The organism is Thermococcus thermotolerans (assembly GCF_024707485.1).
Classification (GTDB): Archaea; Methanobacteriota_B; Thermococci; order Thermococcales; family Thermococcaceae; genus Thermococcus; species Thermococcus thermotolerans.
In genome coordinates this window covers 1,346,253-1,371,862 of the sequence record NZ_CP102602.1, presented here as the reverse complement: position 1 = coordinate 1,371,862, position 25,610 = coordinate 1,346,253, and the positions used below count along the sequence as shown (strand labels likewise).

At 53.1% G+C, this 25,610-nt stretch carries 27 protein-coding genes and 2 tRNA genes; 17 read left to right on the top strand and 12 right to left on the bottom strand.

What is annotated here, in order from left to right; translation table 11 throughout:
- Window positions 1-50: 50 nt before the first annotated feature.
- The 10 genes from NUS69_RS07895 to NUS69_RS07850 form a co-directional block, all read right to left on the bottom strand.
- A complete protein-coding gene (locus tag NUS69_RS07895; RefSeq protein WP_258083270.1) occupies window positions 51-788 on the bottom strand; it encodes a sulfite exporter TauE/SafE family protein in 738 nt (245 codons plus the stop codon).
- Between the two features lie 16 nt (window positions 789-804).
- A complete protein-coding gene (gene cysC / locus NUS69_RS07890) occupies window positions 805-1,350 on the bottom strand; it encodes an adenylyl-sulfate kinase (protein ID WP_258083269.1) in 546 nt (181 codons plus the stop codon).
- A 29-nt stretch (window positions 1,351-1,379) separates the two neighbouring features.
- Window positions 1,380-1,595 carry a DUF2283 domain-containing protein gene (locus NUS69_RS07885; protein ID WP_258083268.1) on the bottom strand — a complete coding sequence of 72 codons (216 nt, stop codon included), beginning with the start codon at window positions 1,593-1,595 and terminating at the stop codon, window positions 1,380-1,382.
- Window positions 1,592-1,846 carry a DUF4258 domain-containing protein gene (locus NUS69_RS07880; RefSeq protein ID WP_258083267.1) on the bottom strand — a complete coding sequence of 85 codons (255 nt, stop codon included), beginning with the start codon at window positions 1,844-1,846 and terminating at the stop codon, window positions 1,592-1,594. Before NUS69_RS07880 ends, NUS69_RS07885 begins: the two co-directional genes overlap by 4 nt.
- A 38-nt stretch (window positions 1,847-1,884) precedes the next feature.
- Window positions 1,885-3,315, bottom strand: coding sequence for an alkaline phosphatase family protein (locus tag NUS69_RS07875; RefSeq protein WP_258083266.1), 1,431 nt, complete (start codon window positions 3,313-3,315; stop codon window positions 1,885-1,887).
- A 5-nt stretch (window positions 3,316-3,320) separates the two neighbouring features.
- Window positions 3,321-4,256: a DHH family phosphoesterase gene (locus tag NUS69_RS07870; RefSeq protein WP_258083265.1), complete on the bottom strand. Its 936-nt coding sequence runs from the start codon at window positions 4,254-4,256 to the stop codon at window positions 3,321-3,323.
- Between the two features lie 29 nt (window positions 4,257-4,285).
- Complete coding sequence (gene sat, locus NUS69_RS07865) at window positions 4,286-5,425, bottom strand: sulfate adenylyltransferase (protein ID WP_258083264.1); 1,140 nt, start codon at window positions 5,423-5,425, stop codon at window positions 4,286-4,288.
- A gap of 25 nt (window positions 5,426-5,450) precedes the next feature.
- A complete protein-coding gene (locus NUS69_RS07860) occupies window positions 5,451-5,678 on the bottom strand; it encodes a ribbon-helix-helix domain-containing protein (protein WP_014788819.1) in 228 nt (75 codons plus the stop codon).
- Window positions 5,679-5,779: 101 nt separating this feature from the next.
- Window positions 5,780-8,146: an STT3 domain-containing protein gene (locus NUS69_RS07855; RefSeq protein ID WP_258083263.1), complete on the bottom strand. Its 2,367-nt coding sequence runs from the start codon at window positions 8,144-8,146 to the stop codon at window positions 5,780-5,782.
- Between the two features lie 12 nt (window positions 8,147-8,158).
- Window positions 8,159-9,154: an NDP-sugar synthase gene (locus tag NUS69_RS07850; protein WP_258083262.1), complete on the bottom strand. Its 996-nt coding sequence runs from the start codon at window positions 9,152-9,154 to the stop codon at window positions 8,159-8,161.
- A gap of 89 nt (window positions 9,155-9,243) precedes the next feature.
- Between NUS69_RS07850 and NUS69_RS07845 the strand changes: the two genes are divergently transcribed.
- The 8 genes from NUS69_RS07845 to NUS69_RS07810 all read left to right on the top strand — a co-directional run bounded on the left by NUS69_RS07845 (window position 9,244) and on the right by NUS69_RS07810 (window position 16,131).
- Complete coding sequence (locus NUS69_RS07845) at window positions 9,244-10,197, top strand: NAD-dependent epimerase/dehydratase family protein (RefSeq protein WP_258085049.1); 954 nt, start codon at window positions 9,244-9,246, stop codon at window positions 10,195-10,197.
- Window positions 10,198-10,590: 393 nt separating this feature from the next.
- Window positions 10,591-10,668: transfer RNA gene (locus NUS69_RS07840), tRNA-Glu, on the top strand.
- Between the two features lie 13 nt (window positions 10,669-10,681).
- Window positions 10,682-10,759: transfer RNA gene (locus NUS69_RS07835), tRNA-Ile, on the top strand.
- Window positions 10,760-12,040: 1,281 nt separating this feature from the next.
- Complete coding sequence (locus NUS69_RS07830; RefSeq protein ID WP_258083261.1) at window positions 12,041-13,432, top strand: ATP-binding protein; 1,392 nt, start codon at window positions 12,041-12,043, stop codon at window positions 13,430-13,432.
- A 388-nt stretch (window positions 13,433-13,820) separates the two neighbouring features.
- Complete coding sequence (locus NUS69_RS07825; protein ID WP_055429248.1) at window positions 13,821-14,000, top strand: zinc finger domain-containing protein; 180 nt, start codon at window positions 13,821-13,823, stop codon at window positions 13,998-14,000.
- A gap of 19 nt (window positions 14,001-14,019) precedes the next feature.
- Window positions 14,020-14,295 carry an elongation factor 1-beta gene (locus NUS69_RS07820; protein ID WP_055429247.1) on the top strand — a complete coding sequence of 92 codons (276 nt, stop codon included), beginning with the start codon at window positions 14,020-14,022 and terminating at the stop codon, window positions 14,293-14,295.
- Window positions 14,296-14,456: 161 nt separating this feature from the next.
- Complete coding sequence (locus tag NUS69_RS07815; RefSeq protein WP_258083260.1) at window positions 14,457-15,413, top strand: MarR family winged helix-turn-helix transcriptional regulator; 957 nt, start codon at window positions 14,457-14,459, stop codon at window positions 15,411-15,413.
- Window positions 15,388-16,131: a hypothetical protein gene (locus tag NUS69_RS07810; protein ID WP_258083259.1), complete on the top strand. Its 744-nt coding sequence runs from the start codon at window positions 15,388-15,390 to the stop codon at window positions 16,129-16,131. The genes NUS69_RS07815 and NUS69_RS07810 overlap by 26 nt, the downstream gene beginning before the upstream one ends.
- A 13-nt stretch (window positions 16,132-16,144) precedes the next feature.
- Here NUS69_RS07810 and NUS69_RS07805 read toward each other — a convergent pair whose 3' ends face one another.
- Window positions 16,145-17,170 carry a tetratricopeptide repeat protein gene (locus tag NUS69_RS07805; RefSeq protein ID WP_258083258.1) on the bottom strand — a complete coding sequence of 342 codons (1,026 nt, stop codon included), beginning with the start codon at window positions 17,168-17,170 and terminating at the stop codon, window positions 16,145-16,147.
- A gap of 33 nt (window positions 17,171-17,203) precedes the next feature.
- The gene (locus NUS69_RS07800) at window positions 17,204-17,341 is read right to left on the bottom strand and encodes a hypothetical protein (RefSeq protein ID WP_258083257.1); all 138 of its coding nucleotides are present in this window, start codon (window positions 17,339-17,341) and stop codon (window positions 17,204-17,206) included.
- Between the two features lie 42 nt (window positions 17,342-17,383).
- On the opposite strand from NUS69_RS07800, the gene NUS69_RS07795 reads away from it, so the two are divergent.
- The 9 genes from NUS69_RS07795 (at window position 17,384) to NUS69_RS07755 (ending at window position 25,571) form a co-directional block, all read left to right on the top strand.
- Window positions 17,384-18,895: an alkaline phosphatase gene (locus NUS69_RS07795; RefSeq protein WP_258083256.1), complete on the top strand. Its 1,512-nt coding sequence runs from the start codon at window positions 17,384-17,386 to the stop codon at window positions 18,893-18,895.
- Between the two features lie 160 nt (window positions 18,896-19,055).
- A complete protein-coding gene (thsB, locus tag NUS69_RS07790; RefSeq protein WP_258083255.1) occupies window positions 19,056-20,693 on the top strand; it encodes a thermosome subunit beta in 1,638 nt (545 codons plus the stop codon).
- A gap of 71 nt (window positions 20,694-20,764) precedes the next feature.
- Complete coding sequence (locus tag NUS69_RS07785) at window positions 20,765-21,646, top strand: ABC transporter ATP-binding protein (protein WP_258083254.1); 882 nt, start codon at window positions 20,765-20,767, stop codon at window positions 21,644-21,646.
- Window positions 21,630-22,313: a multidrug transporter gene (locus NUS69_RS07780; protein WP_258083253.1), complete on the top strand. Its 684-nt coding sequence runs from the start codon at window positions 21,630-21,632 to the stop codon at window positions 22,311-22,313. Before NUS69_RS07785 ends, NUS69_RS07780 begins: the two co-directional genes overlap by 17 nt.
- Window positions 22,314-22,321: 8 nt before the next feature.
- A complete protein-coding gene (locus NUS69_RS07775) occupies window positions 22,322-22,555 on the top strand; it encodes an antitoxin family protein (RefSeq protein ID WP_258083252.1) in 234 nt (77 codons plus the stop codon).
- 256 nt (window positions 22,556-22,811) lie between these two features.
- Entirely contained in the window at window positions 22,812-23,855 is a 1,044-nt protein-coding gene (locus NUS69_RS07770; protein ID WP_258083251.1) for a hypothetical protein, read from the top strand.
- Window positions 23,852-24,829: a potassium transporter Kef gene (locus NUS69_RS07765; protein WP_258083250.1), complete on the top strand. Its 978-nt coding sequence runs from the start codon at window positions 23,852-23,854 to the stop codon at window positions 24,827-24,829. Before NUS69_RS07770 ends, NUS69_RS07765 begins: the two co-directional genes overlap by 4 nt.
- Before the next feature lie 44 nt (window positions 24,830-24,873).
- Window positions 24,874-25,149, top strand: coding sequence for a hypothetical protein (locus NUS69_RS07760; RefSeq protein WP_258083249.1), 276 nt, complete (start codon window positions 24,874-24,876; stop codon window positions 25,147-25,149).
- Window positions 25,150-25,238: 89 nt separating this feature from the next.
- Window positions 25,239-25,571 (top strand): hypothetical protein, encoded by a 333-nt coding sequence (locus tag NUS69_RS07755; RefSeq protein WP_258083248.1) that lies wholly within the window; start codon window positions 25,239-25,241, stop codon window positions 25,569-25,571.
- Window positions 25,572-25,610: the final 39 nt, after the last annotated feature.

Sequence of the window (25,610 nt, the reverse complement as noted above, 5' to 3'; positions counted from 1 at the left end):
GTGCCCTCTGCAATCTTCTGTAAAAGCCTGGCTTGCCTCGCTCATGAGTTTCACCTGCTCAGCAACGTGAACAGTCCAATCAGCAGTATTATCACGTTTATCGCCCTTTTAAGCTTCTCTCTATCTGTGGTACGGTTCACGTGAGTGCCGAGGTAAACCCCGGGAATTGTCCCGAGGATCAGCGTCCCAGCCAGGCCGTAATCAACCCCACCGATGCCCGCGTAGTTCAGAAAGCTGAAGGCGGAGAGCACAAGCCCATAGAATATCGTAACCCCAACCACATCCTTCGGGTCTAGTTTGGCCACGTTCATCAGCGTGAAGCTCACTATAACCCCCGCCCCGACCGAGGTGAACTGGACGGTCAATCCTACGACGAAGCCGAGGAGGTAAACGTAGGCCCACCTTGGCCTCACTGGGAGGTCGAATTCACCCTTGAGGAGGCTCAGAACCGCGCTGAGAACCAGTATGCCCCCGAGGAGCGGCGTGAGGTACTCGTTCAGAACTGCCCTGTCAATCTCCCTCAGGATTATTCCGCCGAGGACTACAGCGGGAACGCTGCCCGCGAAAAGGCGGAGCGCTATGTCGTACCTTATCCTGCCCCGCCTCCCGTGGAAAAAGACTCCGAATATTCTGGTGACGGTGGCGTATAGCAGGTCGGTCCCGACGGCAGTTAGGGGTTCAACGCCGAGAAAGATTAGGGAAGGGGTCATTAAAGCTCCGCCGCCGACCCCCGTGAGGCCCACGAGAAAGCCGACGAGGAAGCCCAGCCCAGCGAAGGTGGCCTGCAATGCCTCACCCTCCAGTTTAAGGCAGGTAGCCGAGCTCCTTGGCCTTCTCTATTACCGCCTCGACCTCCTCCTCCGGCGTCATCTTTGAGCTGTCCACCCTCACCTCGGGGTTTTCGGGCTCCTCGTAGACGCCATCGTAGCCGGTCAGGCCCTTTATCTCTCCCCTAAGGGCTTTGGCGTACAGCCCCTTGGGGTCGCGCTGGATTCTCACCTCCAGGGGGGCGTAGACGTAGACCTCCATGAAGTTCCCAATCTCCCTCCTCGCGTACTCACGGACGGCCCTGTAGGGCGAAATCAGCGAGACTATCGCTATGACCCCGTTCCTGCTGAGGAGCTTGGCCATGTGGATAACAACGCGGTTGTGCATCTCCCTCGCTTCCTTTGAAAAGCCCAGCTCGGGATAGAGCGTCTTTCTTATCGTGTCCCCGTCGAGTATCTCGACGCGATAGCCCATCTCCCTGAGCTTCCTGGCGAGCTTTACAGCCAGGGTTGTTTTTCCGGCACCGCTCGGCCCCGTGAGCCAGATGGTGAATCCCTTTTCGAGGTTTTTGAGCCCGTTCATTTTATCTCCCCCAACCAGCAATAGCAGAGTCAGTGGACAGTGGTCTCTTCAATTCTCACCGTTATCTCGTTTAACGGATGCGAGTGAGTTCTCAGGGAGGCGTTGATTATCTCTATGCCCACTATCTCCCCCTTCTCGCCGTAGTCTATTATCACGCCCTCCTCAACCTCGACCGTCTCGACGATCCTTGCGTCGGAGAACTTTATGTACATGACATCGTGTTTTGGGTCGTATGATATCCTCATCGTTCCTCACCCCCTCCATATTTTCTGACTTTGGAAGTTACGTATGCTGTGATAACAACAACCACTCCATCAGACGTCTCCTCGTAGATGGCCCTTATCAGCTTGCCGTTCAGGCGCTTCTGGGCAACCTTCCTCCCGAAGTATCCTTCCGAAACACCCTCCGGGTTTGAGATAACCTCCTCTACCAGTTCCCCCGGAATTCCCCTTTCCTCAAGCCTCTCCAGTGCGTGGGGAATGAAACGAATCTCCATGGCGTCCCACCGGTCAAAATATTGAAATATCGGGAATGCTAAAGAATACTCCTCCCGTGCATTCCTGCGAGGGGCTCCTCTATGCCAAAGAGCCTGAGCACCGTTGGGGCAAAGTCGTAGATGGTGAGCTGCGTTGCTTTACTCTCGTCGAAGCCAGGTAAGTACATCGAGAACACCCCGAACTCGGAGTGGTTCGCGTCGTCCGGCCCGGTGTCGTTTTCTGGTAGATAGTTGCTCGGGTGGCCGACGGTTCCTGCCGCGCGCCAGTTGAGGTTGTCGAAGTAGACCATTATGTCCGGCTTGCTTCCCTTCGCCACCGGATAGATGTCCTCGGGGTAGAATACCTTCGTGTCCCACCTCTCGCCGTTCGGGCCGCGTATCCCCTTTATCTGCTCGGCAACCTCGTCCCTGACCTTCTCGAACCTGGAGAGCGGTATCCTTCCAGCCTTCTCCCTGCCGAGGACGTTGAGGAAGACCCTTGAGTAGTAGCCGCCCCATCCCCAGGCGATGGTCTCCTTCCAGTCCACGTCGAGGCTCTCGAAGCGCTTGACCTTCCCGTCGTGGAGGGCCTCAGGGTTCCTGATCTTCAGCAGGCCCTCCTCAGCTAACCACTGGTTGACCGCGAAGTTGCCGTGCATGGCCTTTATCCCGTGGTCGGAGACTATGAAGACGGCCGTCTCGTCGAGGTCTACGAGCTTGAGCGTCTCGCCTATCTCCCTGTCGAGAAGCCTGTAGTAGTCCGGAATGACGCTCTCGTACCTGTTTCCCTTACCCGGGTAGAGGTGGTGGTTTTCATCGAAGTAGCGCCAGAAGGCGTGGTGGAGTCTATCCAGGCCTATCTCGACGAAGTGGAAGTAGTCCCACTCCTTCTCCTGGATGAGGTAGCGGATGACCTCGAACCGCTTTTTCGTCATCTCCCAGATTCCCTCTTTCACCTCGTCCTTTGCCTCCTTCCTGAAGGGGACGTCAAAGATGTACTCGCCGACCAGGCGCTCGATCTCGCCCTTGAGCTCCTTTGGGTACGTGTAGTCCACGCTGGCATCAGGGGTTATGAAGCAGCTCACGAGGTGGCCGTTGATCGGCTTCGGCGGGTAGGTCGGAGGAACGCCGACGATTATCGACTTCTTTCCGCGCTCGCCGAGGTAGTCCCAGAGGGTCGGCTCCTTGACCTTTTTGCTGTGGGCTATCCAGTAGTCTGTGTAGGAATAGCCTGTTCTGTGTCTGAAGCCGTAGAGGCCGAGCTCGCCCGGCGTCTTGCCGGTGACCATCACCATCCACATTGGAATGGTTATCGCTGGTATTCCCGTCTGCATCGGGCCGTAGACGGATTTTTCGAGGAGTTTCTTCACGTTGGGCATGTCGTCGATGAAGCGGTTGAAAAGTAGCTCCGGCGGGGCGGAATCAAGGCCTATGACGAGGACTTTCTTCGTCCCCTTCATCCCTTCCCTAACCTTTTTTTCAAACTCCATTCTCCTCACCTCAGGTATTCCTCAATGATTGCGACGGCATCTTCGATTTTATCCCTCTCGCAGACGCAGCCGAGGACTTCCCTCTTGCCGCCGGCGTTGGCTCCAAGGGCTTTAAGGCGTTCTATTACCTCGGTCACCTTTATCCTCTCCGCTTCCTCCCCGGAAATCCTGAAGTAAAGCTGTGCCTTTCCGTGGAAGTTCCCGTTGATGACCACTGCGCCTCTGTAACCGAGCTCCCAGACGAGCTTTCTCGCGACCTTGGAGATGATGTTGAAGGGGCTCTCGAAGTGAGCGATGGCGAAGCCGTTCCGCTCCTCAACGCCCGAAACTGCTCCCTCGATGGCCTCCCTGATCACTTCTGCCTTCTTCACCCACGGCTCGTATTCGAGGAGCTCTTTCACCTCGTGGCTTAAAAGAACTCTAAGGGCTTCCTCCACGGCCTCCCTCTCCATGGCGATGTAGTTGGAGTCTATGAGCTCGACGAGCCTCAGCGCTTCCTCCCGCGAGATTCTCTCCCTATCAAGGAGCTTTCTGACCCTCTCCAGCCCGAAGGCCTTCTCCCCTATATCCCCCACGACACCGAGGGCGCTCCATGCGTTCCATATCCCGAAGTGCTCCGATACGACGAGTGAGCATGAGGGGTAGTACTCCCCACCGAGCGACGGGTTTATCTGCTCGACGAGCGGATTCCCGATTCTCGGCTGGGTGTGGTGGTCGATGAAGAGCGTTGGTATCCTTACCCTCTCAACCTCGTCTGGAGCGTTGAAGTCTAGGACGTAGAGCCTCTCGGCTTTTCCAATGGCCTCCCAGATCCTCTCATCGAAGCGGAACTCGCCTATCGGTGCGGTGATGTTGGTAAACTCCTCAAGAGAGAGTCCCCTGACCAGCAGTGCCGAAGACGTCACGCCGTCGGTGTCCCAGTGGTGGACGATTAGATGCACCTAACTCACCCCGCAAAAAATAATGGGGATCACTCCACGAACGGGTTCTCGAAGCTCCTCACGACCTCGAAGACCTCCGGCCTCATCATATACTCCGGCGGCTTTTCGCCAGTCATTATCATCTTCCTGAGCTTCGTCCCGCTTATGTGGACGTGGAACTCCTTGTCGTGGGGACATATCTTCGCGTTGACCATGCCGCCGCACTTCCTGCAGTAGAAGGACTCGCGGATGAACATCGGGGTTATTCCCAGGTCCGGGAACTCGCCGAAGAGGTCCCAGGCCTCGTAGGGCCCGTAGTAGTCGCCGACTCCAGCGTGATCCCTTCCGACTATGAAGTGCGTCGCACCAAAGTTCTTCCTCATTATCGCGTGGTGAATTGCCTCCCTCGGGCCGGCATAGCGCATCTCGTAGCGGACTGTGGCGAGGGTTGCAGCATCTTTGGGATAGTAGTGCTCGAAGAGCGTTTCGTAGGCCTTGATTATGACCTCATCGCGGTAGTCACCCTTCTTCTTCCTCCCGAGGACGGGGTTGATGAAGAGGCCGTCGACGAAGGTAAGGGCAGCTTTCTGGACGTACTCGTGGCCGAGGTGGGGCACGTTCCTGGTCTGGAAGGCCACTATCGTCTTCCAGCCGCGCTCCTTGAAGAGAACCCTCGTCTCGACCGGCCTGAGGGTGTACTTGGCGAAGGGATTTGGAAGCTCGTTGAGGAGTTCAATCTCACCGCCGACGAGGTATCCGCCCATGTTCATAACCCTGGCGACGCCGGGGTGGGCCGGGTCGTCAGTCTTGAATACCTTGACCGCGAATTCCTTCTTGTCGTAGGCGTATATCTCCTCGACGTGCATCCTCGCTATGGGCAGATCGTCGTAATACAGGAGTATCGCGTCGCCCTCGTCGAAGGTTCTCTCCCTCACATCGAGCACTATCGGGATCGTCCAAGGAGTGTCGTCGCTCAGGCGCATGTGGTCGAGGACGCTCTCGAAGTCGTCGCTCGTGAGGAAGCCCTTGAGGGGTGAATAAACACCGTGCGCGATGTTCTCAAGGTCTATCGCCCGGCCGTGCTCGATCTGGACGCGGGGGTATTCCTTCTGCTCGCCCAGAATCCTCTCGCGGGTTCTCTCGGCAACGAGCCTCCTGACGAGCCTGCCTCCGTGGGGCTTTGAGACCATGGTATCACCTCAAAAAGGAAAGGCCTCAGTCGAGGTAGCCGAGGGCGCGAAGCCTCTCCTTGACCTTCTCTTCCTCCTCCTCGGTGAAGACTTCCTCCTTCTCCTCCTCTTCGAGGCTTGCCAGAACCTCGCGGAGGACGTAGGTGACGTAGTCCGAGACCGAAGTGAACCCGGTGCCCTCTATTCTGGCCTTAATCTTGTCGTAGAGGGGCTTTGGTATTGAAACGGTCGTATACTTCTTCTCCTCCGCCATAACAGACACCTCCTGCCTTAATGATATTTAATTACATTTAATTAAACGATGGGCGGAGAATATAAAGATTTCGCATCGGGGGAGGAATAGGCAGAGCTGGCCTACCGACCCTCATCCGTCCCGTGGAGAACGTCATCTATCCTGAAAACTCCCCTGTCGAGCACGGTCTTCTTGTGGACGTAGATGTAGCGGATGACAACGCTTCCATTCAGGTCATCGGGCAGGGTGAATTTGTCCTTTCCTTTAACCCCGTACCACTTCTTGAAGACTAGAGTGCCGTTGTCGAGGTAACCGTAGATGCCGAGACCGGTTCCGGTGGCGTTTGTGAACCTTAGAACCACCGAACCGTTCTCAGCTGTTACTCTAACATTCGGATGCTCAAACCGGAATATCTTGATGTACCCGCCGTCCGAATAAACCTCCGTGAAGTTTGGATGGTCATCCGTAAACATAAGTCTGGCGAGGGGAGTTTCAAAGGCTTTCCCGTTCATCAGCACGGCGTAGCCGTAGTTCAGGTTGATGTAAACGTAGACATCGGCGTTCGGCCTGCCGGTGAAGGTTGCGTTCTCCACGGAGCCTCCCCTCTCAACGAGGACTTCCCGGGGAATCAGTATCGCTCCGCCTGCGTTAACCTGAACGCTCCAGTGGTCTCCTTTGGGGACTGCCATGATGGAATACGGTCCAGCCGAGAATAGTAGCATTCCACCTGCGGACGACACAAGGGGCATTGGGAGCATTGTGTACTCTGCCGGAGAGGCGCCTGCCGTCTCAAGAACCGCCCCGAACTTCATTATGGTGTCGTAGGAAACGATGACGTAGTCCACGCCCAGCTTCATGAGGTCCGCACTTTTTCTGATACCCAGGTAATACTGGGCCACCCATTTACTGGGCCCTCCCTGGGCAACAGGGGCCCTTTCGGAGAAATATGTGACCCAGTGGCCCTGATCCCACCACGTCAGGACGACGTCGTTAATGTTCGAGTGTTCCCCGAGGTAGGTGAGGGCTCTGTCCCATGCCTCGTTGGCAAGTGGTTCAATGCCCTTCGTTGTCCAGACTCCATGCACCCCCGTCGCGAGGGGAACTGAAAGCAGGATCACGGCCAGTGCCGTGGCCCCGAATCTCCGGTCATTTACCCGCGGTAGCATTGTTTCATACGTTCTTACAACCCCGATTCCGGCCATCACAGCAATTGCGAGCGAGCCTATGAAGAGGAAGCGCGTCCAGAGAAGGATCATTGGAACGGCCACTACTGAAAGTCCGAGCAGGACAAAGTCTCCTGTTCTGCTTTTGTTTGACTGGAAACTTAACAGGAATGCCGGTGCAATGAAAATTGCTGGTCCATAGGCCTCCCAGAGATCGTTTAATGAGGCCCTCTGGGTCTCCACTATGGGAGCCGCCGGGAAGAGCCTCAACAGTATTTCATTTAGTGTCCCGTAGTATCTCACCCCCACCCATAGTGCGATCACGGCTCCGATACCGACCACAACCGCCCGCTGCTTTTTCTCCTTTAACGCCTTAGAAAGCACGAAGAGAACTGCAATGAACACAACGGAAACAGGCACAGCGTATTTTAGATAGATCAGGAGAAAAGCATCCTTGATGAACCCGAACTGGAGTCCAAACTCTTCGGCGAGCGCCTTTCCAAGTCCCCTGGTCGAGGCTGCCATGCCGTATCCAAACCAAGCGCCCAGTGAGTTAGCCAACAATGCCCCAAAAAGAGTCGCCAACACCAAAACAAAGGAATCGACAAAAACCTCCTTCTTCTCTAGCAGAAATGCTCCAATGGCCATGAGCAGAGCACTGCCCAGAAGAAAGCCAAATATTGGGTAATATGCCTGCCAGAATATCGCAGCAAAACCACTCGCAAGGGCGGGTATCAGGTAAAATGCCAGCCTCTCGTACTTTCGTTTTCTCGGCTTCCAGGTTAATGCGAGTGCGATTCCAAGCAGGGCCGCGCTGTACCAGAAGAGCATGTAGTTATCTCCCCTGTAATAGCCGGCCATCGAGCGGAAGATGTGGCCGAAGAGAACTGCCAGAAAGAACGCCGAGAGAAAGGCCTCCCTCCTCCCATAGAGCCTCAAAACGGCCAGATACGTGAACAGCACAGTCAGAACCCCAAAGATGACAGGCGTTATCCTGAATGCATCATAGAGGGACACTCCAAAGACTGAAAGTAACTTATACACGTAAGCCGGGGTCATCCAGAGACCGAGGGGATGAGAGTTGTGTATTTGGGATCCCCATGGTCCGGTAGCGTAGGGGAAAAAGTTCACCCACTCCCCCTTCTCTAGCGCGTACCTTATATATGCGAGGTGGAAGTACGGATCATAGCCGAGGAGGTACTTAAAACGCATCGGAAGGAGCCTGATGGCGGAGGCCAAAACCGTGAGAATAACGGCGGCGTACTTCGGGGTTAAAATCAGGCCATACCCCACGGCGAGTCTCTTCCTGATCCCGTCAACATCCATTAACATTCCCCCTCATTCTCCCCTCTGTATCTTTGCGTGTCCGCCAACTAAACTCTTCCTCAGCTCAAGGTTTCTTATCTCGCACTTCTCGTCTATGATCGAACGCCATATCGTGGAGTTGCGTATTATCGTTCCCCTGAAGATTATTGAGTCGCTTATGTCGGAGTTCTCTATCACGCAGTTCTCGCCGATGTAGGCGTAGGGCCCTATCATCGACCGGCCGAGTATTTTGGCACCGCGCTTTATGACAACCGGAGGTATTATCTTCGCGTAGGGACTGATCTGGATCTCCTCCACGTGGCTTTCCTTCAGGAGGGTCTTCAGCGCCTCAAGGTAGCTATCGGCGGAACCTATGTCGTACCAGTACTCGGAGAAGCGGTAAGCTTTGACCTCCTCGCCCCTCTCAAGGAGCCACTGGATGAAGTAGCCGGGAGAATCGCGGTTGCCGTTGGAGAGGTACTCGTCCACACGCTCCATGACCCTTCTCGGAAAGACATAAACGCCGGTGCTCACTAGGGTCGACCGGGGCTCGGCGGGTTTTTCCTGGAAGGAAATGACCCTCTCCCCCTCAAGGACTACCACGCCGTAGCGCTTAGCCAGCTCAAGGTCACCGACGTCGTAGACCGCTATGAGTGTCCTTCCGTCGTAGGAGTTTAGGAAGTCCCGGAGGGAGAAGGAGAACAAGTTGTCCCCGGCTATCACGATGTAGTCATCGGGGCCAAGCTCATCCAGTGCGTTTTTTAGCGCCCCTATTGTCCCAAGCTTTTCGTCCTCGTGGAGGGTGTCCTCGACTATCAGACCCACCCCATACCTCTCAGCATACTGCCGGAAGTGTGCTTCAAAGAACCGGTTCGTTGAGATGTATGTATCCAGTTCCAGCTCTCCCGCCTTCTCCAGAATATAGTCGAGTATCACGCGGTTTCCGACGGGAAGCAGGGCTTTGGGATTATCTTTTGTGATTGGCCACAACCTCGTGGCATACCCACCGGCCATGATTAGAACTTTCATAGCTACCACCGTGGTTATCTCTGAGGCTGAAGGGGGATACGCCCCAAATGTATTTAAATTATTCCGTTTCATCAACGGTGGTGGTAGAAATGAAGGTTCTCGTCACTGGGGGTGCAGGCTTCATAGGTTCCCATCTCGTTGATGCTCTGATGGAGAGGGGATACGACGTGAGGGTTCTCGACGACCTGAGTGCGGGCAGCCTGGACAACATCAAGGGCTGGTTAAACCATGAAAGATTTGAATTCATAGAAGGGGACATGAGAGACCCCGAAACAGTCAAGAACGCCCTCGATGGTGTCGATGTCGTTTTCCACCTTGCCGCCAATCCCGAAGTAAGGATCGGTTCCCAGAGCCCGGAGCTTCTCTACGAGACTAACGTCCTCATAACTTACAACCTGCTCAATGCAGTGAGGGATTCCAGCGTCAGATACATTATATTCACATCCTCATCGACGGTCTACGGTGAGGCCGAAGTTATACCCACGCCGGAGGACTACGCCCCCCTGGAGCCGATAAGTGTCTACGGCGGTGTGAAGCTAGCGGCCGAGGCCATAATCAGCGGCTATGCCCACACCTTCGGATTTAAAGCGTTAATCTTCCGTCTGGCAAACATCATAGGCGAGCGCTCCAACCACGGTGTCATCTACGACTTCATCAACAAGCTGAGAAGAAACCCGGAGGAACTTGAGATACTCGGAGACGGAACGCAGAGGAAGAGCTACCTCCACGTGAGCGATACCGTTGAAGGAATGCTCCACATCTTTGAAGCGTTCAAGAAGGAGAACAAGCGGGTCGACTTCTATAACCTCGGCAACGACGACTGGATCACCGTTAAGGAGATAGCCGAGATAGTCAGTGAAGAAATGCAACTAAAGCCGGCATTCAAATTCACCGGAGGCGTCGACGGTGGCCGCGGCTGGAAGGGCGACGTCAAGTTCATGCGCCTGAGCATAGAGAAGGCAAAGAAAACGGGATGGAAACCGAAGCTCAGCAGCTATGAAGCAGTAAGGAGAACCGTTAGGGAACTTCTGTTGAGTCATTAGGACTTGAAGAATAGTGAGGGGCACCGTACGAAAGAGGCCGGAGTGAAGTTCCACTCCTCGCAAACCTTTCCCTGTTAATTGCGGTTTCATGTTCCGTTGTGGCTCATGAAACCACTCGGGTCAGGTTTGTTTCGGGGTGAAGCTTTCGCTTCAGTCTCCTCCGCACAGCACCCCTCAAACACTATTGGGGGCTTTAACTATATAAACCTTTGCTTTTATTTATTGCAAAATTTTATGGCAACTTTCCGAAATAATTTCACAAAATTGGGTATTCTCCACTGTTCGGGGATCTTTTACTGCGGTTTTATGAACCCTGCTGTTATTTGTCTACCTAGGCCGTTGGCAGTTTACCGAAATCTTTTTAAACCCTCCCTCCTCCCTAATCTCGGACGCGCCCCGGTGGTGTAGCCCGGTCAATCATGCGGGACTCTCGATCCCGCGACCCGGGTTCAAATCCCGGCCGGGGCACCAAAATCCTTCTCGCGGGCCCGTGGCTCAGCCTGGTCAGAGCGCCCGCCTGATAAGCGGGAGGTCCGGGGTTCGAAGCCCCGCGGGCCCACCATAACAGCCCTTGCTTCGCAAGCGCTGGCGGAAGAGTGTGTGCTTTTTTGAAGGGAACTCATTTGAGTGTGGGTTTCTTTCCTACTGGTCTGTTTTGTGAGTGTTTCACTTAGGAAGGCGCCCTTCGGGCGCCAAAACAAAGTTGAAACTGCTTTGAAATGGTTATTTAAGAGATAAACCCCTCTTAAAGTTGCCTTTAGTTAGTGCACAGCTAATCTCTGCTAATTTAATGAGAAGGGCACTGTTTTGGTCAAGCTTTTTCTAAAAGCTTGTTCGCCTGCGCGAAGTTTGATCAAGGTTTGTGATTCCTTATTGAATGACTGCTTTTGAAGTGGATTTTCTTTAAGAGCTGTTTTTTGATATGTGGATTCGTTCCAAAGGGCACTTTTCAGGGGGTTCAAGTTTTTTAGCGCTCCTTTGGAGCGCGGTTATAGTAGAACCCGTGTGGAAACGGCCTGTTTGATGAATCCAAAATTTCTAACGGCGGGGTTTTGAATTGAAATCCCACTTCAAGAGTACCCTGTTGAGGAATCACAAACCTTGATGAAACTTTTCGCCAGAAAAGTTTCTTTGGTGAAGCTTTTTCCAAAAGGTTCAGCGCTGGCGGAATGTTTTTGACTGTCTTAACTGCCCTCGTCTTAAAGCTGCATTCCACTTCAAGCTCTCCCCATTACTGAATTCCCATTAAACCAGCATTCTACCTTGAGTTCCTCCCCACCGACGCCCTTCGGGCGTCTAAAAAAGTTGAACTCAAATTTATATGGGCAATTTGGCTGGAATTCACTATTTTAATGATTACTTTTGGATGGGAATGTCTGTGTCATAAGCTTGGAAATGAGGGTTTAACTCCTTTCGCGAGCCTTTCCCAAGGTTCGTTCGCTTCACTGTGCCCATTTCCTCATGCGTTCCACCTCTGTATGAATCTTCAATGGTGCGGATGAGTCCTGGATGCAGGATACGATTGAGAGGTTCATTGACGGTTAAGCCCCGCAACTCTTAATATACATCTTTGGACATCCCCCATAATAGGGTGTGTCCAGACATGTTGTTTGATGTCCAGCCAAAGACATCAATTGACGAATTGTTCGGGAAAAGAACGGCCTATTTGAGCTTTCTTGGCATTCTTCGCGCCGTGAGGACGGTAATTCTAAGAGGCGACTGCTCTTTGCTGTGTGCATATGGGGAAAACTCTTTGGTCGACCTTTGCTAAAAGTTCGACTCTAGTCTGCTCAAGTCGACTAGACCACAAGGTTTTTATTCTGTTTGAACAGACTAGACCGTGGTGAAGACCTTGGACGAGAAATTCCTGGAAACTTTTGTGAGACGCACCGTTGATACCGCCGATAGAACCCTCAAAAAGTACGCTTTTGCTCCTAGCGGGAAAAAACGTCCGGAAAGAAAACTCCTCTCAAAACTGTCTTATGAGGTTGAGTCTTTTCTTCGGGATGGAGAGAATCGGGTTCTTGTCCTCTACGGTCTCCGCGGTGTCGGGAAGACAACGATGCTAGCTCAAGTCTACTTTGACCTTTTATCTAGAGTCTCCCGCGAGCGGCTGGTTTACCTCTCCCTGGACAGACTCTATCCCCTCGGCATCAGTCTAAACGACTTCATAATGGCCTATGAGCGCCTGATCGGCGAGAGAGCGGAAGAGTTTAGTGCGCCTACCTTTCTGTTCATCGACGAGGCTCATTACGATAGGAACTTCGGGACCACGGTGAAGGCACTTCACGACTCCGCGAACAACCTAATGATCATCATTACAGGTTCCTCTTCCCTTACATTGAAGCTCGACCCTGACCTAACACGCCGCGCCAAGAAGCTCAGAGTGCCACCGCTCACTTTCACTGAGTACCTTCTCCTGAAGAAGGGAGTTCACATTCCAGGAGAGTTAAGTGATGCCCTGAAAGACGCTTTTCTTACCTGTAATTTTACCGGAATCGAAAACATACTGGGCGACGTTCTCCTGAAGTTCAGCGAGAAGGATGTTGAAGACTACCTCGTTCATGGTTCGCTTCCGGTCTACCTGAACTCCGAAAACCCCCTGGAGGACGCCTATGAGATTCTCAGGAAAATCATCGAAGTTGACCTCAGACACGAGGGGCTGAGTGAAACAACCCGAGAGAAGGCCCTCGGCCTGCTCCTCCTGATGGCTTCCGGGGAGAGCCTGACCTATGACACAATCACATCAACGCTTGGAATATCCCGGGATGCCGTGGCCAAACTCCTGGAGAAGCTCGAAGACCTTGAAGTGATATTCCCCGTCAGGGCCTATGGCTCTATAGGTAAGGTCGCAAGGAAGACCCCCAAATACAAGTTCCTCGCCTCAATACTCAGAAGCGCGGTGCTCTATGAATTTGGCCTCTTTGAGAGGGACAGTAAGACGCTGGGTATGCTCCTTGGGGACGTGGCGGCGTTCTATCTCCATATCCTGGCAAGGGAAAAGCGGCTCCGCCTTCACTACGATGCCCAGAAAGGAGGGGCCGACTTCATCTTAAGTGGGGGGAAAATGGGCATTGTCGTTGAAGTTGGATGGGGGAAGAAAGGAACTAAGCAGGTTCTAAGAACGATGAAAAAGACCGGCCTGGACTGTGGTGTGGTCGTCCATAATGGGAAGCTTGAAAACAGAAATGGCGTGTGGTTTGTCCCCCGTGAATTGTTCCTCCTAATGCTTTGAGCTTTTTCGTAGTTCCCTTTATCCAAATCCCACCCCCGGGTGGAAAGGACGTCAGTATCGTTAAGTTTGGTTAAGTCCACAAACTTAACGAAAGTCCTCGAGACAGTTAGAAACCTCCGGGGCGAGGGGGTGAGGCCCCCCAGTAGTTTGATAAAAGTGGGGTGCAGGGGCTCTGCCCCTGCGTTCCATCAGGATGAGCAGTTGTGCAATATAACAAGTTACACCCATTTAACCTCGTTCCGAAAATTTTATCGACATCCTGACTAAGACGGCCATGAATCGAAGAAAAATCACTAGCCTGGCGGAACCTGCCCAGAGAAAGGTTTATAAGCCAACCCCCTCAATGCCCACCAGTGATTAAAAACCACCTTTCTCGGAGGTGTTCGCAGTGGAAGCCAAGTTCGAGATACCCGTATGCACATCATGCGGAAAGGAGATAACCCCAAGGGAGCACGCCACTCATTTCGTCTGCCCGAACTGTGGCGAGGAGATCATCTGGCGCTGCGAATCCTGCAGGGTGTTAAGCGTCCCCTACAAGTGCCCCAACTGCGGCTGGGAGGGGCCGTGAAGTTTAGGAGGTGAAAAAGATGGCTGACTTCAACCTTGTTGGCGTTATAAAGGTCATGCCGACCGACCCGGAGGTAAACCTCGACGAGCTTGAGGAGAAGCTTAAAGCTGTCATCCCCGAGAAGTTCGGCCTGGCAAAGGTCGAGCGCGAGCCGATTGCCTTCGGCCTCGTCGCCCTCAAGTTCTACGTCCTCGGTAGGGACGAGGAGGGCTACTCCTACGACGAGGTGGCGGAGCTCTTCAGGCAGGTCGAGAACGTCGAGAGCGCGGAAGTTGAGACCGTTTCGAGGATCTGAATCCTCTTCTCTTCCTTTGATTTGGAGGGCTTCTGTTGTCTTGTTCTGTACCACCAGTATCTAACATTGCTTGTTATGAACGCCGCTGAAAGTACCCTCATTCCGAAGTGATGTGCCAAAAATCAAAAAGTTTTTATAAAACCTTTAACAATTTTGACACGATGATTAGCATGCTAACCCGGGCAGAGCTCAGGGTTCTCTCAGTCCTGCATGGGCCGGTCACCCTCAGAGAACTCTCTGGGCAGCTTGGGGTTTCCCGCTCTCGCCTTTCGATAATCGCCCGTTCCCTAGAACGAAAGGGTCTTATTGAGCGGCAGAAGGATGGAAAGGAGATTCTACTCATTCCTTCCAGCTCCAAGCCCCTCGAACTCTTCCACGAGCTTCTAACGAGGTTTCCTCATGTTGACTTCATCTCTCTCTTGGCAGGTAGAAAGCTTAAGGTCATAGGCGGAATGGCCGTTGAGGAGCCCAGGCCGGTGTGGGAAATCTCCCTGAGGTCCAACGTTAACCGCTACACGGTGCATCACGTCCTAACGGAGCTGATGGAAAGGCTCATCGTCGGGAAAAACGAGAAGGGGTACTTTATTGCGGAACGGTTTTCTCTCGTCAAAGAGTTCGCCGACGAATACTTTCGCCTGCAGAACTCGATAAAGGCAAGGAGCTTCAGCCATGATTCGGTAATCCTCTGGAGCGGCGTTAATGAGTTCATCCTTGCTACGAGAAGCTTCAGGGGCTTGGTGGTAGATTCCTTCCAGCTTACCGGCCCCTCCCGCTTTTCAAGCTATGGTCTCAGCGTAATCTCAGGGGGAGTTTACCACTATTACTGGCCTTCCAGGGAGATAACGCTCGAAGAGGTCATTGTTCATACACTGGCAGTTGGAGCTGGCGCGAGGGAGCTCCTCTACATCGTGGCCATTCTAAAGGCTAGGGAGTTTAACGTTGAGCGGCTCAGACGTCTGGCCATTAAGTTTGATGTCCTCGGAGTCGTTGACGATATTATTGAGTATCTTGGCGGAAAAGAGAAAGGTTATCCGTTCCCTTCCAGGGATGAAGTTGAGGAGCTCTGCCGTCAGTACTTTGGAGGCCCCAAAAATGATAACGAGGGAAAGATTGGTTGAAGAGTTTGCCCTGCTGGACGAGAAAGCAACTCTATTGGCCTCCCGGGAAGTTATCCCCGAGGAAATAAGGCTTTACCTTATAGGTGGTGGCAATCTTGCATTGAGGGGCATAAAAGACGCCACTGCAGACGTAGATGTGGTGGTCGAGAACGTTCGAGTTCTGGGATCCCTTGATGAAGTTCTTACGAATCCCTCACCTGAACTTAAAGTGGGCCCGGGTGTCAGGGTTATCTACGTGAAGACGGTTGAGCACGGATACAAAGTTAAACTGGGGGCCGTTTCGGTTTATAGAAAGCTTGACCCGGAGATGCGTGATTTCAACATGGATGTCTTTGTGAAGAGAGTCCTAGGAGGGCTCACACTGTCGGAGGGTATGAAAAACCGCTCGGTACTTCCCGGCGAGGTTGAGGATTTCGAAACCCTTAAGGTTAGGCTGGTGTCCCTTGAGGACATTTTCCTGTTCAAAGGAGTTACCTCTCTCGGCAGAGCCAAGGACGTTGATGATCTGCTTCGCCTGCTTGAGCATGGTGTTGATTTTAAGGTAATGCTTGGTGAGCTTAATCATCAAAGAACGATCATTGAGCCGGAGAGATTTGAATGGCTTGTGGGGCTTCTTCACGAGAAGGCGGTGATCCTCAGAAAGATACTCGCGGAAAAAGGACTCAGAAGCAGGGCCTTGGATAAGTTTATTAAGGAGCTGGAGCTCTCTTTTGTTTAAATGAAAAAGAAACTCAGAGCCCCAAGCTCAAACTCGGCTTCGGCCTCTTCCACTCGTCGAGGATTGCTTTCAGATCCTCGTTCTCCACCCTGGAATACAGCTCATCGAAGCGCTCCTTCGCACCCTCTTCTCCAGCCTTCCAGCGCGCCAGTTCTCCTATGGCTCTGAAGAAGTACGCAGTGTCGTCCTCGAAGAGCTCGGCAAAGGGCTCCATGTTCTCCGCTACAACGCCGTAGGAACCCTCGTTGAAGAGCCCCTCTATGAAGTCAACCAACGTGTCAAAGACGAGGCCGAAAATCTCATCGCTTGTATCGACGGCCTTAAGGAGCGCGTCTCTTATCGCCCTGAAGGCCTTTCCGTACTCCTCCCTGCCCGCGAATATCTCCGCCTCCACCAGCCTGGCGTTGACCTCTATCTCGTCCTCCCGGGGTTTCCTGAGAACCTCTCCTATCAGCGCCTCTGCAGCATCGTAGTCGCCGAGCTCGTATCTGAAGTGTGCCAGGTCGAGCAGGCTTATCATGTGGTTCTTCTCGTCGTTGAGCCTCTCGAAGATTTCCCTAGCGCGCTCCATGAGCTCTATAGCCTTCTCGGTCTCGCCAATCTCGTCGTAGTTCACCGCAATGTTGGCCAGCGTAAGCGCTATCTCCCTCTCGTTCTTGAGGACTTCCTCCTCCAGCTTGAGGAGCTCCTCGTAGGTCTCTATCGCCTTCTCCGGCATGCCGAAGTGCTCGTAGGCATCGGCCAGGTAGTAGAGAGCCGTCGCGTACTCCTCCGGGTCGTCCTTCCTCCTCTCGGCTATCCTCCTGTAAAGCCCTATCCCCGCATCGGTATCATTGAGGTGAGCGTAGACGTGGGCTATCTCATGGGCGAGCTCGTAGGGGTCGTCGCAGTCGATAACAACCCCCTCCAACCTCTCCAGCTCGCGCCTGAGAACCTCCTCATCTTCGATGGCCTCAATGTAATCATCAAAGAGCTCAAGCAGCCTCTCGCAGTCCCTCTCGCTCAGCGCTTTCTCCCACTGGGCTTTAACATCGGCCATTCTTCATCACCTGATTCTGCTTTCCCGAACGGGTTAAAAAGGTATGGTGGTTCTGGCCTTTTCTTCGCTAACCGAACCAGGGGAGTAACTGCAGTTTGAATCTTCTGTTTTTACTATCGCTGCGGTTTGAAAATCGAAAAGCTTTAATATCATTTTGGATATAATCTCCACACTCCCACCCCCCGTATGGGGGTCGTGCGGAAGGTGGTGGCCATGGACGTGAAGAAGGTTCTGGGTCTGGCACTGCTTGTGGGAATTTTGGTGTTTTCCCAGATGGGGACAGCGACAACCCCGGTTGCAGAAGGCACCATTCAGGCCAACCACGGCGTCAAGAACGTCATCCTGATAATAGGGGACGGCATGGGCTTTGCGCACCTTCAGCTCACGAGGCTTGTCTACGGCCCGCTGAACATTGAGAAGATGCCGTACAGCGGCGTTGAGATGACGTACTCCAGGTCAGGAGAGGTTACCGATTCAGCGGCCTCCGCAACCGCCCTCGCCACCGGCATCATGACGTACAACGGCATGATATCAACGGTCACGGAGGGCGGGAAGACCTACACGCTCACCACCGTTCTTGAGCTTGCCAAGGCCCTGGGCAAGTCCACCGGACTCGTCACCACGACGAGGATAACCCACGCTACCCCGGCGGCCTTTGGAGCTCACGTTGAGGACAGGGACATGGAGGCCGAGATAGCCAGGCAGCTCATTGAGAACAGGATCAACGTCCTCTTCGGAGGGGGCAAGAAGTACTTTGACGATGAGACGCTGAACCTCGCAAAGGATTACGGCTACCAGGTCGTCTTTGACAGGGCGGGCCTCGAATCGGCCAGCGGTGACCACGTCCTCGGCCTCTTCTCCTCAAGCCACATACCGTACGTCCTCGACAGGACTGAGAATGATGTCGGGCTCCTCGACATGACCAAGAAGGCAATCGAGCTCCTTGAGAAGAACCCCAACGGCTTCTTCCTCATGATAGAGGCCGGAAGGATAGACCACGCCAGCCACGGCAACGACATAGCGGCGGCCCTCGCCGAGACCAAGGAGCTTGACGACGTTGTGGGCTACGTCCTTGAGTACGCCAGGCAGAGGGGCGACACCTTGGTCATCGTCACCGCAGACCACGAGACGGGCGGCCTCGCCATGGGAACCAACTACGGAAAGGTCGTTGATGTCCAGGGAATCCTCAACATAAAGGCCAGCGCAGGCACCATGGCGGCAGAGATCAAGAACGGTGCCGACATAAAGGAGGTTGTCAAAAAGTACACGGGCATCGAGCTGAGCGACGATGAGGTGGCCTACATCCAGAAGCGTGCGGAGGAGGACCCGAAGTACGGCCTCTCCAACGGCATCGGAGAGGTGCTTGCTGAGAGGCTCGGAGTCAGGTTCGCGTCCCACAAACACACCGGTGAGCCGGTGCCCCTCTTTGCCTACGGGCCCGGCGCCAGCAAGTTCGTCGGCTTCCACCACCACACCCAGACCGGAAGGCTCATCGCCGAGCTGATGGTCTACGGCGTCGGCACCATAAACGTCGCCTTTGCGGGCACCAGCACCGTTGAGGGCGACCTGAACGGAGACCACAGGGTCGATGCCAAGGACGCCTACCTGGTTCTCAGGCTGTTCCTCGGTGCCACTGTGGACGATGACACTGAGAAGGCCATCGACATGGACGGTAACGGCATAATAGACCTCGGAGACGTTATTGCAATTCTGCAGGAGGCCTGACTCTTCTTTCCCTTTTCTATGTCCATTTGCCCCCGCGGATTCCTGACTACCCCTGACCGCAAAATTTATAAATAACCTAAAGGAACCATAAACCGGAAACACTAATTGTAACTAAAAGTCCTCCGTCGACAAAAACAAAAAAGGACGGAGGTGAGAGGAGATGGCCCAGCTTGCCGGACAGCCGGTTGTTATTCTGCCTGAGGGAACTCAGAGGTACGTTGGTAGGGACGCGCAGAGGCTCAACATTCTCGCCGCGAGGATCATAGCCGAGACCGTCAGAACCACCCTCGGTCCGAAGGGAATGGACAAGATGCTCGTCGACAGCCTCGGAGACATCGTCATCACCAACGACGGTGCGACGATACTCGACGAGATGGATATCCAGCATCCTGCTGCCAAAATGATGGTTGAGGTTGCCAAGACCCAGGACAAGGAGGCCGGTGACGGTACCACCACGGCAGTTGTCATTGCTGGCGAGCTTCTCAGGAAGGCTGAAGAGCTCCTCGACCAGAACATCCACCCGAGCATAGTCATCAAGGGTTACGCCCTCGCTGCCGAGAAGGCCCAGGAGATACTCGATGAGATAGCCAAGGACGTCGACGTTGAGGACGTTGAGATGCTCAAGAAGGCCGCCGTTACAGCTATCACCGGAAAGGCCGCTGAGGAGGAGCGCGAGTACCTCGCCAACATCGCCGTCGAGGCCGTCAAGCAGGTCGCCGAGAAGGTTGACGGCGTCTACAAGGTCGACCTCGACAACATCAAGTTCGAGAAAAAGGAGGGCGGAAGCGTCAAGGACACCAGGCTCATCAAGGGCGTCGTCATCGACAAGGAGGTCGTCCACCCAGGAATGCCGAAGAGGGTCGAGAACGCCAAGATAGCGCTCATCAACGAGGCCCTTGAGGTCAAGGAGACTGAAACAGATGCCGAGATAAGGATCACCAGCCCGGAGCAGCTCCAGGCCTTCCTTGAGCAGGAGGAGAAGATGCTCCGCGAGATGGTCGAGAAGATCAAGGAGGTCGGAGCCAACGTCGTCTTCGTCCAGAAGGGTATTGACGACCTCGCCCAGCACTACCTGGCCAAGTACGGCATCCTCGCAGTCAGGCGCGTCAAGAAGAGCGACATGGAGAAGCTCGCCAAGGCCACCGGCGCCAAGATTGTCACCAACGTCCGCGACCTCACCAGCGAGGACCTCGGTGAGGCCGAGCTCGTCGAGCAGAGGAAGGTCGCCGGCGAGAACATGATCTTCGTTGAGGGCTGCAAGAACCCGAAGGCCGTGACCATACTCATCCGCGGTGGAACCGAGCACGTCGTCGACGAGGTCGAGAGGGCCCTTGAGGACGCCGTCAAGGTCGTCAAGGACATCGTCGAGGACGGCAAGATACTGGCAGCCGGCGGTGCTCCGGAGATCGAGCTCGCCATCAGGCTCGACGAGTTCGCCAAGGAGGTCGGCGGCAAGGAGCAGCTCGCCATCGAGGCCTTCGCCGAGGCCCTCAAGGTCATACCGAGGACCCTGGCAGAGAACGCCGGTCTCGACCCGATCGAGACCCTCGTGAAGGTCATAGCAGCGCACAAGGAGAAGGGACCGACCATCGGTGTCGACGTCTTCGAGGGCGAGCCGGCCGACATGATGGAGCGCGGCGTCATCGCCCCGGTCAGGGTCACCAAGCAGGCCATCAAGAGCGCCAGCGAGGCTGCCATAATGATCCTCAGGATCGACGACGTCATCGCCGCCAGCAAGCTTGAGAAGGACAAGGAGGGCAAGGGCGGAAGCGAGGACTTCGGCAGCGACCTTGACTGAAGGCCTTTAACTTCTTCTTTCCTTTCAACACCTCCGAAAAGCATTTTTAGTCCAACGGGAACTTTTCTTGTATGTCCTCCATTGAAGTAATGGGCCTCTCCAAATGGTACGGCTCAAAGAAAGCCCTCAGCGACGTTTCCTTCACCGTGCAGGAGGGCGAGATAGTCGGAATAATCGGGCCGAATGGAGCGGGAAAGACGACGCTTATAAGGATTCTGAGCTGTCTCCTGAAGCCCGACTCCGGTGAAGTGGGGATTTTTGGTAAGAAGCCCTGCGAGGCAAAGGGCCTCTTCGCGCTCCTCCCCCAGGACGTTAAGGCCCACTTCTACACGCTCACCCCTAGGGACTACGTCTACCACTACCTCCGGATGAGGGGGCTCGGGAGGGAGGAAGCCAGAAGAGTTGCGGACGATGCCATGAAGCTCTTCGGAATAGACTACGCGGACGAGCCCATGTCCACGCTCTCCGGGGGAATGGTCAGGAGGGCCCTGCTGGCCATGGTTCTCTCAGCCGATGCCAAGCTCTACTTCCTCGACGAGCCCACCGTTGGCCTGGACGTCGAGAACAGGCTGAAGCTGTGGGGGGTTCTCCGGGAAAAGGCGGAAGAATCAACGATAGTCCTCACCAGCCACTACCTCAACGAGATATCGAGCGTCTGCGACCGCGTTCTCCTCCTGAAGGACGGTAGAGTGAGAGCATTTGGGAGACCTGAGAATATAGCTGGAGAGTACCTAAGGGGGCTCCATTCAAAGGTCGTTGCCTTCGAGGATGTCACCCTTGAGGGCTTTCTCGTCAAAAAGGCCGGCAGGAATACCTACATCTACACCCGCTCGAAAGCTGAGGAGAGAGAAGCCGTTGAGGCCCTTGAAAAGGCCGGCGTGCCCTTCAAGAGGGAGAGCCTGACGATAGAGGACGTTTTCCTCGCGGGTGGTCTCGATGATGGCGCTGATTGAGTACTACGCAAGGGCACTGACCGGGGGGAGGTTCTCCCTCATCAGCTTCGCAATCCAGCCGCTCTCCTTCATCTTCATAGTCTACGTCGTGAGCGGGGGTAGGTTTTTGAACACTGCTTTGGCTGGAGCGGTCGTCAGCTTCATAGTCGGGGTCGGGGTAGCGGATTTGGCGATAGAGCTGGTCGGAATGAAGACGCGTTCAAGGTTCTACGACATCCTCATGTCCCTCCCGGGAAGCGGCTGGAAGAAGGCTCTTGGAATTTCCATAGGGATGAGTGTCCCGGCTCTGCCCTACGTCCTTCTCCTCACGGTTCTTCTCCTCTCGCGCCTTGGAGTCCGGGCACTCCCCGGAATGGTTCTCGGGATAATATCTCTCTGGCTGTGGGGTGCGGGGATAGGCTTCCTCCTCGGCGTGAGGATGAAGGAGCCGGTTAGAACGATGCGGCTCTCGAACATACTCGTGACCGGCCTCACGGTGTTCCCGCCGGTCTACTATCCCCCGAGCGTTCTGCCCGAGACGCTTGTCAGAGTTCTCGTTTTCCTCCCGACGGTGAGCGCCTCACGGTTAATCTCGGGGAGCGGGGACGGCCTTTCGGCTACTGTGGCGGCCCTCTGGGGCCTCCTGGGCGTGGCCTTCCTCCTCAGGTTCGCGGGGCTTGAGGGGTGAGCTTCTATATGTCGAACACCAAGACATTTATTGATGAAAGAGATGGAGAAATTGAGGCCATCTATGAGAACGGCGTATTTAAGCCCCTCAAAAAGCCCCCTCTCCGCGATAATGAGTGGGTAGTGCTGGCCGTCAAGGAGAAGGTGATAACCCAGGAGTTTCTTAGAAAGCTTGAGGAGCTCAGCAAGAGCCTGCCAAAGTTCAAAAGCCCCTCCAAGCTTATTGCGGAGGATAGAAAATGATAGTGATAGACGCCGTGCTAATTTTTTGTGGGTTGAATCACAAAAATTATCTGTGAAAGCCCAAAAGTTGTTATCATTGATTACTTGTATTCTTTTGTCCACTCCTTTACTCACCCTTCTTTCGGTTTATTCTCGTCTTTTTGATACGGTTGAAAATTGTAAATTGCAACGAAAAAAAAACGTTATTCAATCCAACTTGTAAAAAGAAAAATTTATATATGGCGATTGTCTGCTCTCTCCGACACCTGGTCAGGTGATGGTTATGAAGTGGGGAAAGGTTGGGTTTAGTCTTGTGCTGGTCTTCATGGTGTTGAGCCTGCAGTTGATAGCGGCTCCCCAGGCCATGGCGATGAGCACCAACAACGCCAGCGTAACCTTTAGGAGGGCAGTCGTTGCTTGGTATGATGAGAAGGGTAAGCTTGAGATGAACGTTACTTGGGTGAATGCAACATTAAACCTCACTAATTTAACGCATTCTCCCTGCGCTTGCCAGAACGCCAGTTCCTGCGCTTCGAACTTAACTGCAAACTTTAACGTTTCAGTGGTTACGCTTTACAACATGACGGAAAAGCACGAGCAGTTGCTTTTCTTTGGGATAACGATCTACAACGAGACTTTTAATTACACCATGTATGCCCTCGTTTACAAGGCTGAGAGGAGTCAGTACAACTTCACGTTAGTCACGAAGATTCTTACAGATAAAATCCATGGTGGTTACTGGATATACCTCACCACAATGAACATTGCTCCCAATGACGAAAACAGAGTCGTTCCCGTTGGGGACACGATTGTCACTAAGGATAACCTTACGCTTTCTGAGTACTACTGGACTCTTAACAAGGTTCTCATGAAGCTCCGCAGGGGCGATGAGACAAACTGGATTTGGGGCAGGAGTGCTTACGAGTTGAGGCACCTCTCCCACTTAGTGAGGCTTAAACTACCTGAGTACAATCAGGAAAAAGCAATAGGGCTGACAATAATAACAGATGATGCATGTACATCAAGTTGTGGGCTCATATGTTCGTTATCTACAACCCCTTTCTGTTTCTTATTATGTGGAATTGTTGCAGAAAATCCTCTCTGTGGCATAACCTGCTCGATCTTGTGGGGAGGTGCTTGTGGTTTTGGCTGTAGTGTTGCTTGTACAGGAACTACTGATCTCTGTTCTGTAGGATGTGGTGGATTCTGTGCAGGACTTTGCTCAGCTGCATGTACAAAACTTGGGCCATTTTCATTTTTCTGTGAAGAATATGCGTGTGCTCCAGCTTGTACTGGGGCTTGTGAGGTGGTATGTGGATGAAGGGACGGAAAAATTTTCTCCTTCTAAACTTTTTTATTGGGACAGTTTTCCTAGCAGTTCTTTTCTACTATGCTCTATCGCTTTCGTGGGCAGAAAGCTTATTATTCGCAGTCGTCTTGTCAATTCTCTACACATCTGTGCACATTTTCTGGGAAAGACTAGATAAACACTGGAGAGACTATCATTTTTTAGGATCTTCGGGTATCTGGCTCATACTCTTTTTTCTGATTTTGTTTGGGTTCGGGGTGCTACTATTTGGGCTTATCTACCTGATGTCTGCAAAACAAGATGGTTCTTTCGTTTTTCTCATTAAAGGGCTTACCATTCTGTTCATAATTGGTGCCTTTGCGCTGTTCATAGTTACACTACACGGCAGGGATAAGGAGACACCAGAAAAAGTCGTCTATTCCTGGAGAAACTTCATAAACGAGCTTTCAGCGTTCCTTCTCGTGTTTATCATTGCCTACTTCTCAGGGGTGAGCCTAGAAAAGAGCGTCTCGATGGCGCTCTACGTTTCTGTTATAGCCGGCTGGTACTATTCTATGATGGCCCACAAGTACGTAATATCCGACAGGATACTCAAAATCCGGGCCGTTGTGGATTTTGTGGCCATAACTTTGGGGCTTTACCTCTTCGTAATTGATAATCTGGCCATAAGCGGGCTAATTGGAGCACTTTTCGCGGTTGCGTCTGAAAAAGACTACAAGATAACCCGAAAACTTGTGGAAACGGGCTTGCTGGAAAAGAAATATGCCGAAGGCGGGGCTTGGAGGTTATTTTATGGCATCTTTTATGGATTTGGAGCGATGATGGCTTTGATGGCAGTCACGGGAAATTACAGTGTCCTCTTTATACGTGAGTCCCTTCTAACGGTGTTCAGGCTCCTGTATCTGTTTACAGCGGTTTTCCTCCCCTTTGGGACGCTAATCGGGTGGTTGAGGGTGAAGGCCCATGGGATAAAACTTGATGACTAATAATATTGCTAAGGGTGAACTTCTGTTCTCTCTGACTTCACAACATGACAGGGAAGCATGAACAGCTGTTGTTCGTCAAGGTTACTGCTTACAATGCCACCTTTAACTACACCATATACAACCTTGTTTATAGAGCCGAGAGGAGTCAGTATAATTTTACGCTAATCACTAAAATCTTAACTGACCCAAAGACTGGAAAGTACACAGCTTTTGTTACTGGAATGAACATCGCTCCTGATGATAAGAACAGGGCAGTTCCTGTTGGGATACTGTACTGGTACTTGGTAATCTCACGCTTTCAGATTACTACTGGACTCTGAACAAGATTCTTATGAAGCTTCGCAGGGGTGACGAGACGAGCTGGATTTGGGGCAGGAGTGCTTATGAGCTGAGGCACCTCTCTCACTTAGTGAGGCTTAAACTACCTGAGTACAACCAGGAAAAAGCAGCAGGCATGGCGACAGTGGCAGATGGGGAATATTTTGTAATAGGAACTCCTGTGGGAATTGGCTATCTAAAGATATACTGTGGAAATCCTCAAGAACCTCTTTGGAAGATATATGCAACAGTTGCAGGTTCGTTAATGGTCATGATCGCGGCGTGTGCTGCATCGTCAATTACTGCATTTGTTGGTTGCATTGGGACGGCGCTTTTAACAACGGTAGCTTTGGAAGGGATGTGTGGATATTGGAAAGTTTGCTATACTGTGATTTTAGTTACTAAGTGTGGAATATATTCATAACTTTAAAAATTTATTCACAAATGATAAACTGCTGGAGGG